5 protein-coding genes are annotated in these 10,797 nt (G+C 72.1%); all 5 read right to left on the reverse strand.

Going from position 1 to position 10,797, the window contains the following annotated elements:
• Positions 1 to 4,636, reverse strand: a 4,636-nt coding sequence (locus ETD85_RS54895; protein ID WP_138697802.1) for a non-ribosomal peptide synthetase, incomplete at its 3' end; no start/stop codon positions are given.
• Positions 4,637 to 4,859: 223 nt separating this feature from the next.
• Positions 4,860 to 5,480, reverse strand: coding sequence for an LOG family protein (locus ETD85_RS54900; protein WP_138697803.1), 621 nt, complete (start codon positions 5,478 to 5,480; stop codon positions 4,860 to 4,862).
• Positions 5,481 to 5,511: 31 nt separating this feature from the next.
• Positions 5,512 to 6,783: a Zn-dependent hydrolase gene (locus ETD85_RS54905; protein ID WP_170247364.1), complete on the reverse strand. Its 1,272-nt coding sequence runs from the start codon at positions 6,781 to 6,783 to the stop codon at positions 5,512 to 5,514.
• A gap of 22 nt (positions 6,784 to 6,805) precedes the next feature.
• The gene (locus ETD85_RS54910; RefSeq protein ID WP_138697805.1) at positions 6,806 to 10,018 is read right to left on the reverse strand and encodes a non-ribosomal peptide synthetase; all 3,213 of its coding nucleotides are present in this window, start codon (positions 10,016 to 10,018) and stop codon (positions 6,806 to 6,808) included.
• A gap of 295 nt (positions 10,019 to 10,313) precedes the next feature.
• Positions 10,314 to 10,797, reverse strand: a 484-nt coding sequence (locus tag ETD85_RS54915) for a phosphopantetheine-binding protein (protein WP_170247366.1), incomplete at its 5' end; no start/stop codon positions are given.

Here is a 10,797-nt window from a genome sequence, read left to right on the forward strand (position 1 = left end):
CCGCCACCGCACCCGGCGTCCGCGCCACCTGCGCCTCGAACAGCTCCACCACCGGCACCCCACCCACCCCCACAGCGGTGGCATTCCACTCCTCCAACACCAACCGCCGCGCGGCCTCATCGAGCACGTCCACATCGCCGAGCGGCAGCTCCGGGCCTCCGTCCAGCGCCGTCTCCAGCGCGGCGACCAGACCGGCCGTGGCGGTGCTGAGCAGGCGGGCCACCGCGCGGGGGTGGATGGGCGCGACGGCGTCGATGGTCAGCGACAGCGCGCCGCCGTCGTCGTTGACCGCCACGGCGAGGGGGTAGTTGGTGCGGTCATGGGTGAAGACCGTGCGGATGCCCTCAAGGCCCCCTCCGCTCCGGCCGGTGTTGCGGCGGTAGTTGAAGAACGAGGTGAACAGAGGGGTGTCGCCGGTGACGCCGCTGGCCCGCTGGGCGACGGCCAGGGAGGCGTGCTCGTGCTCCAGCAGCTCGCCGAGCTGGTCGCGCATCGCCGTCACGGCGGCCAGGACGCCCGGCCCGTCGGTGCGTACGCGGACCGGGAGGGTGTTCATGAACGGGCCGGGTACGCGATCGGAGCCCATGCCGGCGTTCATGCGGCCGAACAGGACGGTGCCGAAGACCACGTCGGCACGGCCGCTGATGGCGGCGAGCGCGCGGGCCCAGGCCACGTGCATCACCGGCGCGGGGCTGACGCCCATGCGGAGCGCGGCGGCGCGCAGGCGGCCGGTCAGCTCGGGTGAGAGGTCGAGTTCCTCGCGGACGACTCCGGCGCCGTCGCCGCGGGCGTTCATGACCCCGTACGGTGCCGTCGGTTCGTGGACGTCGCCCAGCAGCTCGGCGAAGTAGCCGGCGTGCTCGCCGGTGCCGCCGCGGGCCTGGGCCACGAAAGTCCGGAACGGCAGCGGCTCGGGCAGCGAGCCGCCGCGCCCGGTCAGGAAGGCCTGGACCTCGTCGAGCAGGACCTCCTTGGCCGTGTGGTCCTGGACCATGTGGTGGATGCGGAGCAGGGCCAGCCATCGGCCGTCACCGCCGGGCCGGGCGGCGGTGTGCACCCTGATCAGCGGCGCGCGGCCCAGGTCCATCGACGATCCGCCCGCGGTCACGAGGTCGGCCACTGGGTCCGTACCGGCCGGGTCGAGCGTCACCTCCTCGACGGGCAGGGCGGCGCGGCGCCACACGACCTGTACGGGTTCGCGTAGCCCGTCCCAGACGATGCCGGTCCGCAGGATGTCGTGGCGGTCCACCACGCGCTGCAGGGCGTCGAGGAAGGCGTCGAGCCGCTCGCGGGTGTCGAACTCGGCGACCGTCGGCAGCGCGTACGCGTCGTCGCCGCCGCCGGCCAGCAGGTGGTGGAAGAGCAGGCCCTCCTGCAGCGGGGCCAGCGGGTAGACGTCGGCGACGTTGGCCGCGCCGCCCTCGACGGTGGCGACGACGCGTTCGATCTCGTCGGAGGTCAGGCCGGCCAGCGGCAGCATCTCGGGCGTGATCCGGGTGGTTCCGGCGGGGAGGAGGTTGTCCGGCACCGTCACGGGCGTCGCGCCCGACGACCAGGCGAGGCCCGCCGGGGTCGGGGACTGGAACAGCGCGCGTACCGACACCTCGACGCCCTGCTCGCGCAGCCGTTCCACCAGGCGGATGGCCAGCAGCGAGTGGCCGCCCAGCGTGAAGAAGTCATCGTCCACGCCGACCTCGATCAGGCCCAGCACGTCGGCGAAGGCGGCGCAGACGATCTCTTCGCGGGGGTTCGAGGGGCGGCGGCCGATGCCGGTCTCGTACGCGGGGGCGGGCAGGGCGCGGCGGTCGAGCTTGCCGTTCGGGGTGAGCGGCAGGTCGTCCAGGACGACGACGGCCGACGGCACCATGTACTCGGGCAGCCGGTCGGCCGTGAAGGCGCGCACGGACTCCGGCAGGCCGGGCGCGTCATCCGCGGACACGACATAGGCGACCAGCCGGGTCTCGCCCGGCGTGTCCTCACGCGCGACCACCGCGGCCCGCGCCACCGACGGGTGGGCGGCGACGGCCGCCTGCACCTCACCCGGCTCGATCCGGAACCCGCGCACCTTGACCTGCTCGTCGGCGCGCCCGGCGAAGACGAGCCGCCCGTCGCCGGTCCATCGCACCAGGTCGCCGGTCCGGTAGAGCCGCTCGCCCGTCGCGAACGGCGAGGCCACGAACCGTTCGGCGGTCAGCGCGGAGCGTCCCACGTAGCCGCGGGCGACCTGCGCGCCGGCGATGTAGAGCTCGCCCGCCACGCCGGGCGCGACCGGCTCCAGGAAGTCGTCCAGCACGAACATGCGGGTGTTGGCGAGCGGCCCGCCGAACGGCAGCGCGCCGCCCTCGCCGGGGTCCACGTGCCCGGCCGCGGTGATCACGGTGGCCTCGGTCGGCCCGTACGCGTGCACGAGCCGCCGCTCCCGTGCCCAGTCCCGGGCCAGGCCGGGCGGCATGTGCTCCGAGCCCACGACCATCGCCTCGACACCGGACAGGTCGCCCGTCTCCAGGACCGCGAGCAGCGAGGGGACGACGCTGGCCGAGCGCACGCCGGTCGTCTCGACGAGCGCGCGCAGCAGGGCCGGCTCCGCGCGTTCGGCCCCGCTCGCCACGACCAGCGTGCCGCCGCGGGCCAGGGTGACCGCCACGTCCAGCACCGAGGCGTCGAACGTGAACGACGCGAACTGCAGGACCGGCACGCCCGGGCCCACCTCCATCAGCGGACCGAACACCGAGACGAGGTTCGCGAGGGACGCGTGCTCGACCGCCACCCCCTTCGGCCGGCCGGTCGAGCCGGAGGTGTAGATGACGTACGCCAGCTCGCCGGCCAGGGGCCGCCCCGCGGGCGGCGTGCCCGGGTAGGCGCCGAGGCGGGGGTCGTCGAGGCGTACGGCGTGGGCGGCGCCGAGCGTCCCGTCCCGGTCGGTCACCAGCACGCGCACGCCGCTGTCGGCGACGGCGAAGGCCAGGCGGTCGGCGGGGTGGGCGGGGTCGAGCGGTACGTAGGCGGCGCCGGCCTTCCACACCGCGAGGATCGCCGTCACGATGTCGGCGCCGCGTGGCAGGCACAGCCCCACGATGGACTCCGGGCCGACGCCGAGCGTGTTGAGGTGGTGGGCGAGGCGGTTCGCCCGGGCGTCGAGGTCGGCGTAGGTGATCCGGGTGTCCTCGTACACGACCGCGGTCGCGCCGGGCGTACGCGCCGCCTGCGCCGCGAACAGCTCCGGCACCGTGCCGGACGGGATCTCGCCCGCCGTGTCGTTCCACTCGACGAGCAGCTTGTGACGCTCCTGCGCGCTGAGCACGCCCGTCTCGCTCAGCCGGGTCTCGGGCTCGTCGATGACCAGTTCGAGCACGCGCCGCAGCCGCTCGGCGAACAGCCCGGCCGACTCGGCGGTGAACACGTCCGCCGCCACGATCACCGAGCCGCGCAGTCCGGCCGGAGCGCCGCCGGCGTCGAACAGCTCGCCGGCGCTGACCTCGACGTCGAACCTCGACACCGCGCCGCCGCCGTTGCCGGGCAGGTTTCCTCCGGCGCGCACACCCGGCAGGTCCACGGCCGCCTGGGCGACGTTCTGCACGGTGAGCAGCACCTGGAACAGCGGGTGGCGGGCCAGCGACCGGCTCGGCGTCAGCTCCTCGACCAGCTTCTCGAAGGGGACGTCCTGGTGGGAGAACGCCGACAGGCTCGTCTCCCGCACGCGCGCGAGCACCTCGCGGAAGCCGGGATCGCCCGTCACGTCGGTCCGCAGCACCAGCGTGTTGACGAAGAAGCCGACCAGGTCCTCGAGCGCTACGTCGGTACGCCCGGCCACCACCTGGCCGATCGGGATGTCGGTGCCCGCGCCCAGCCGTGACAGCAACATCGCCAGCGCCGCCTGCATCACCATGTACGTCGTGACGCCCTCCCGCCGCGCCACCTTGATCAGCCGGGCGTGCGCGTCCGGCGGCAGCTCGAACGGGGCGCTGTGCCCGCGGTGCGTGGCGACCGGCGGGCGCGGCCGGTCGAACGGCAACGCCAGCTCCTCCGGCGCCCCGGCCAGGGTCTCCCGCCAGTAGGCGAGCTGGCGCGCCATGAGGCTGGCCGGATCGTTCTCGTCGCCGAGCAGCTCGCGCTGCCACAGCGTGTAGTCGGCGTACTGGACGGGCAGCGGTTCCCAGCCCGGCGCGCGGCCCTCGCGGCGGGCCGCGTACGCCTCGGAGACGTCGCGGGCCAGCGGCCCCTTCGACCAGCCGTCACCGGCGATGTGGTGCAGCACGACCACCAGCACGTGATCGTCCGGCCCCGCCGAGAACAGGCACGCCCTGATCGGCACCTCGGCCGCCAGGTCGAACGTGTGCTCCCAAACCTCGCCCACTGCCGCGGCCAGGTCGGCCGACGGCGGCAGCTCGACCTCTTCGAGCCGCCAGTCGAGGCCGTCCATGCCGAGCACGCGCTGGTACGGCTCACCGTCGGCCACGCCGATCACCGTCCGCAGCACCTCGTGCCGCTCAAGAACGTCACGCAGCGCGGCGGCCAGCGCCCGCTTGTCCACCTGGCCCGCCAGCCGCAACGCCACCGGGATGTTGTAGGTCGCGCTCGGGCCGTCGAGCCGCTCGATGAACCACAACCGGCGCTGTGCGAATGACAACGGAATCATCAAGACCCCTTTTGCTCACGTTGTCCAGTGACGTTCTTGGGGGACGGAAAAGCCGCTCGAACAATGCCATAAAAAATGGCAGGGCGGCGAAAGCGCACCGCACTTTCCCGCCGTTCACCGGGGTCCACTATGGCGTACGCCTCCGCGCCTGAACAATGCCACGCATTCGCCGCGCCATTGTGCGGTGTTCAACTGCGCCGAGGCGGCGGTTGAACGCTCGCCGTCACACCACCGGCTGGGCCGGCTCCAGCCCGGCCGGGCTCTCTTCCGGCAGGGCCGGCGTGACGGGCAGGCCGAGCCAGTCGAGGGCGTCGCCGATGTCGGCCGTGACGCGGATGGCGGCGCGTTCCTCCTGCGTGAGGAAGCCCTCGGCGACCACGTGGTCCAGCATGGTGATCAGTGGATCGAAGAAGCCCGCCTGGTTGAGCAGGACGATGGGCTTCTCGTGGATCTGCAACTGGTTCCAGGTGGCGACCTCCATCAGCTCGTCCAGGGTGCCGAGCCCGCCGGGCAGGACCGCGAAGCCCATGGACAGGTCGTACATGAGCGCCTTGCGCTCGTGCATGGACCCGACGACGAAGATGTCACCGCTCGCGAGCTCCGGCTTCTCCCGCTCGTACAGGTGGTGCGGGATCACCCCTGTCACGGTTCCGCCGGCCGTGGTGACGGCGCTGGCGACCGCTCCCATGATGCCGACGCCGGCGGCACCGTAGACCAGGGCCGCGCCGCGTCGCGCCAGTGCCGCGCCGAACTCTCCGGCCACGTGCAGGTAATGCGGGTGGACGCCCGCGCGGGCACCGCAGAAAACAGCGATGGCTTTGCCGCGGGAAGGACCGTTCAACATACTCTGCTCCCAACGAATCAGCGCAAGAAAATCAGAAGGCCCGGCCGTATCTTTCGTCGTAGGTGAGTACGGACCGGAGCAGCACGTTCGCGCCCGCTATCAGGTCGTCGTCGGCGCTGTACTCCTCCGGCGCGTGGCTGACGCCACCCTTGCTGGGCACGAAGATCATGCCTATCGGTGCGATGCGCCCGATGATCTGCGCGTCGTGGCCTGCGCCGCTGGGCAGGGAGAGGTGGCTCAGGTCAAGGCTCTCGCTCGCCTCCGCGATGACCTCCCGCAGGCCCGCGTCGCAGGACATGGCGGTCACGCCGTGCTGGTCCGTCACCTCGATCGTGGTGGCGGTCCTCATGGCGATGTCCAGGAGCTCGCCCCGCAGGCGCGCGATCGCCTGCCGGGTGGCGGAGTCGGACACGTCGCGCAGGTCCACCTGCAGCGTGACGGTTCCGGGGACGACGTTCCAGGCGTTGGGGGCCAGCGACAGCGCGCCGACGGTGGCGACCCGTACCGGGCCGTCGGGGTAGGCGAGGCCGCCTACCGCGAGGATCACGTGCGCCGCCGCCACAAGCGCGTCCTGGCGCAGCTCCATCGGCGTGGTCCCGGCGTGCGAGGCCCTGCCGCGCACGGAGACGGTGAGCGTCGAACGGCCCGTGATGGCCTCCACCACCCCGATCCGGACGTCGCGGCTCTCGAGCACCGGGCCTTGCTCGATGTGCAGCTCAAGGTAGGCGGCCACCTGGTCGGGGCGCCACACGGCCCGGTCGATGTGGGCGGCGTCTCCTCCCATGTCGGCCAGCGAGTCCGCCACGAGCCTGCCGCGATCGTCCGCGGCGGTCAGGTCGGCTTCGTCGAGCGCGCCCACCAGCGCGTGCGCCCCCCACATTCCCCGGGTGCCGAACGCGCCTTCCTCGTTGTTGAAGGCCACGACGGCGAGGGGGTGGGCCAGCGGGGTGCCGTGCTCGTTGAGCGCGCGGGCGACCTCGATGGCCGCCAGGACTCCGTACGCGCCGTCCAGGGCACCGCCGTTGGGCACGGTGTCGATGTGCGACCCGAGCATGAGCGCCGGCAGGTCCGGGCGTTCTCCCGCCCGGTGCCCGATGATGTTCGCCGCGCTGTCGACGCTGGTCCGCAGCCCGGCCTCGGTCATGAGGTCGCGGACCAGCTCCCGCCCGCGGGCGTCCTCCGCGGTGAAGGCGAGCCTGGTGACGCCGCCGTCGGCCGTGGCGCCTATCGCGCCGAGGGTCCGGATGTTGGCCACCAACCGGTCGCCGGCGACCCGCAGGGCCTGGGCCGAACGTGTCTTCACGTCGTCTCCCATGATCGGGCCCTCACCGGTCCGCCAGCCGGTCCGCCGGCCGGTCCGCCGCCGAGGAGGTCAGGCGCCCGGCCAGCTCCGCCAGGTCGCGGCTGCCCCGGAGGTCCGCCATCGCGACGTCGAGACCGAGGTCTTCCCTGATCCTGAACGCCATCCTGGTGGCCAGGAGCGAGTCACCGCCCAGGGCGGCGAAGTGGTCCTCCACGCCGATCGGCGCCACTCCGAGCAGGTCCTCCCAGATACCGGCCAGCGCCACCTCCATGGGGGTGCGGGGCGTGGTGAACGTGGCCGCCGCGGGTCCGCTCCGCTCCCGGGCATCGGGCAGGGCCTTGCGATCGACCTTTCCGTTCGCGTTCAGCGGCACGGCCTCGATGGCGTGCAGCGCCGACGGCAGCAGGTAGCCGGGCACCCGCTCGGCGAGATAGGCCATGAGCTCCTCCTCGCTCACCTCCGCCTGGGGCACGTAGTAGCCGACCAGCCGGCGCTGGGAGCCCTCGCCGAGGATCGCGGCCACCGACCGCGCGACGGCCGGATGCGTGGCCAGCACGTTCTCGACCTCGCCCGGCTCGACCCGGTAGCCGTTCAGCTTCACCTGGTCGTCCACCCTGCCCAGGAACTCGAGGTTGCCGTCCGGCAGCCATCTGCCCAGGTCACCTGTGCGGTACATCCGGGCGCCGGCGCGCTCGCCGAAGGGGTCCGGCAGGAAACGGCTCGCCGTCAGCGCCGGCCGGCCGGCGTAGCCGCGCACCACGCATTCCCCGCCGATGAACAGCTCTCCCGTGACGCCGACCGGCACCGGGTTCATCGCCGGGTCCAGCACATACATGGTGGTGTTCGGGATGGCGCGCCCGATGGGGAGCAGGTCGCGTTCGGCGGGGCGCTCGGTGTGGAAGATGGTGTTGCCCACCGAGGCCTCCGTCGGGCCGTACTCGTTGAGGACGACCGTGTCGGGGTCCAGCCGCCGCCAGTTGGCGAGATTGCGGCTGGGGAAGGCGTCCGCGCCGACCACGAGGGTGCCGGCCAGGTTCCTGGCCTCGGCCCGTCCGAGCACTTCGGAGAGCAGGTCCAGGTGGCCCGGGGTCATCTTGATGAAGGTGAACGGCGCCAGCCGTGCCAGGCGGGAGCCGAGCTCGTGCACCGGCAGTTCCTCCGGCAGCATGCAGACGCGCTCGCCCATGATCAGCGGGGTGTAGAGGTTGGGCACGATCATGTCGAAGGAGAAGGAGGAGAACACCGGTGCTCCGCCCTGGCCCCGGCTCGCGTACCCCTCGACGCACCAGTTCAGGTAGTTGACCAGGCCGGAATGCGGGACCTGGACGCCTTTCGGCCGGCCGGTCGAGCCGGAGGTGTAGATGACGTACGCCAGGTTCGCGGGTGTGCTCAGCGGGGTGAGGTCGTCAGCGGGGTGGCGGGCGATGTCCGCGGACCGCGTGTCGGTGCACAGGACCCGCCGGTTTCCCTCCGGCAGCCGGGGCGCGAGGTGAGATCTGGTGACGACGAGGCGGGCCTGGGCGTCGTCGAGCAGGTAGCGCAGCCGTTCCTCCGGGTAGCCCGGGTCCAGCGGCAGGTAGGCGGCGCCGGACTTGAGCACGCCGAGCAAGGTGACGACCAGGTCCGCGTCCCGCTCGGCGAACACGCCGACCACGGACTCCGGCCCGGCCCCGAGGCCGCGCAACTCCCTCGCGAGCCGGTTCGCCCTGGCGTTGAGCTCGGCATACGTGAGCTCGACCTCGTCGCTCAGCACCGCGAGCGCGTCCGGGGTCCGGCTCACCTGCCGCTCGAAGAGCTCGTGCAGGCAGCCCCGGGGGTAGTCGCGTACCGGGCCGTTCCAGTCCACCAGCATGCGCTTCCGCTCCGCGGCGCTCAGCGGCGAGAACGTGTCATGCCGGGCGTCCGGCACCGCCATCGCCGCCAACGTCGCGAAGTAGTAGTCGCGGATCACCATCGCCTGCTCGTCGTCCAGCCGCCGGTAGTCCAGCGCCAAGGACAGCTGCCCGGTCCGGGGGTCCTGGAGGAACCGCGTCGAGAGGGCGAGGTTGCTGGGCTCGATCCGATGGGTGATCGGGAGAGGCGTGTCACCGAATTCAAACATGGAGTCGAACAGCTCGGCGCCGCCCATATCCGACACGACCCGGGCCAGCGGGTATCCGCTGTACGGGAGCATCGCCTTCGCCTGACCGGACACCCGGCGCACCAGATCCAGCCATCGCCCGCCCGGCACGTCCACCCGGAGCGGCAGGACGTTCAGGAAGACACCCGCGGCCACGTGTGACTCATAGGACCCATGGGGTGGCCGCATGGGCACCCCCGTGACCACGTCGCCGTCGCCGGTCAGCAGGCTCAGCACTTTCAGGTGCGCCGCCAGCAGCACGTCCTCGACCGGCACGCCCGCCTCGCCGCTCAGCTCGCGCAGCGCGTCGCCGATGCCGTCCGGGATCGGCGACTCGATCGACCCGTGCGCCGGGGCGCCGCCCGCGCCCACCGGCAGGGGCTTCGGCGCGTAGCCGGAGAGGTGGTCCTGCCAGCGTTTGGCGTGCTCCGCGTCGTCGATGGCCGCCCGCTCCGCCGCGACGTACGCCGCGAACATCTCGGAGGGCGGCGCAGCGGCCGGGGCGCCCGGATCGGCGAGCAGGTCCGCGTACCGGCTCAGCGTCTCGTCGAGCACGCGGAGCAGGCTGTCCCGGTCGAGAATCGCCTGGTGGTACACCACGGTGCAGTGGAACTCGTCCTCCGCCAGGCGGTGCAGCACGCAGCGCAGGAGCGGCGCCGCGGCGAGATCGAACGGCCGGCGCCCGTCGGCGCGCAGCCGGCGCTCCCGCTCCTGCTCGGGCAGGTCACGCAGATCGTGCACCTCGCGTCGCACGGTCGCCGCCGCGTGCACGAGCTGCATCGCCTCACCGTACGTGGTCAGGTCGAAGGAGGTCCGCAAGGCGGCATGCCGGTTCACCACGTCCTGGACCGCCCGATCGAACACCTCCAGGTCGAGCTCGAGCCCGCGCACGCGTGAACCGCAGGAATTCAGATAGGGTGTCTCCCCTTCTCCGGAAAGCGTGTGGTAGACGATGCCCAGCTGCAGCGCGGACATGGGATAGGCATCGGTAAGCCCGGGCGGCAGTTTGGCCCGGTCCCCGCTTCTCACGAGCGAGAACGGTTCGAGTGCGGCTGTGCCGGCACTATTCGGGCTGCATTCCGGCCTGATCTCCGTGGACGTGTCTCTCATTCTCATACTCGCCTTCTACAGCTACGTAGAATTTCTCGCCGTTCCTCCGGCGACAGCTCCTGAGATCGGAGCGCGACACCCGAGATACGCCCGCGGGACGGAAAAGCCGCTGAAGCGGAACCGAGCAAATCGATAAGAAAGTCGTGAGGCAGCGAAAGCGCGAATCACCGGCCCGGGCATTGCCGTTTCGCCGGGGTCCACTATGACGTATGCCGCGGCTCACGAACAATGCCATTCATGTGCCGCGAAGGCGTTCAACTGGGCTGACGCCGCAGTTGAACGCCTTCGCCCGCGTTGGTGGTCAGCGGTCGCGCGCGGGGCGCAGGGCCGGCCTGGTGGTCTTCTCCTCCCCGACCTGCCGCGCGAGGGTCGCGACCGTGGGGGCGTCGAAGAGCGTACGGACCTGGACGTCCACGCCCAGGAGGGCGCGGATGCGGCTGACCAGGCGGACGGCGAGCAGGGAGTGGCCGCCCAGCTCGAAGAAGTCATCGTCGACGCCGACGCCTTCGAGCCCGAGCACCTCGGCGAACGCCGCGCAAAGGGCCTCCTCCCGCGCGTCGGACGGGCCGCGCCCGGCACCGGCCGCGGCGGCGTGGTCAGGGGCGGGCAGTGCGTGGCGGTCGAGCTTGCCGTTACTGGTCAGCGGCAGCGCGTCCAGCACCACCCAGGCCGACGGCACCATGTGATCAGGCAACCGATCGGCGACGAACCTGCGCGCCACCGACGACAGCCCACTCACGCTCTCCGAGTCATGCGCCACCAGATAACCGACAAGACGGACCTCA

Origin of the sequence: Nonomuraea zeae (assembly GCF_005889725.1) — a bacterium.
In the GTDB taxonomy this organism is placed as follows: Bacteria; Actinomycetota; Actinomycetes; order Streptosporangiales; family Streptosporangiaceae; genus Nonomuraea; species Nonomuraea zeae.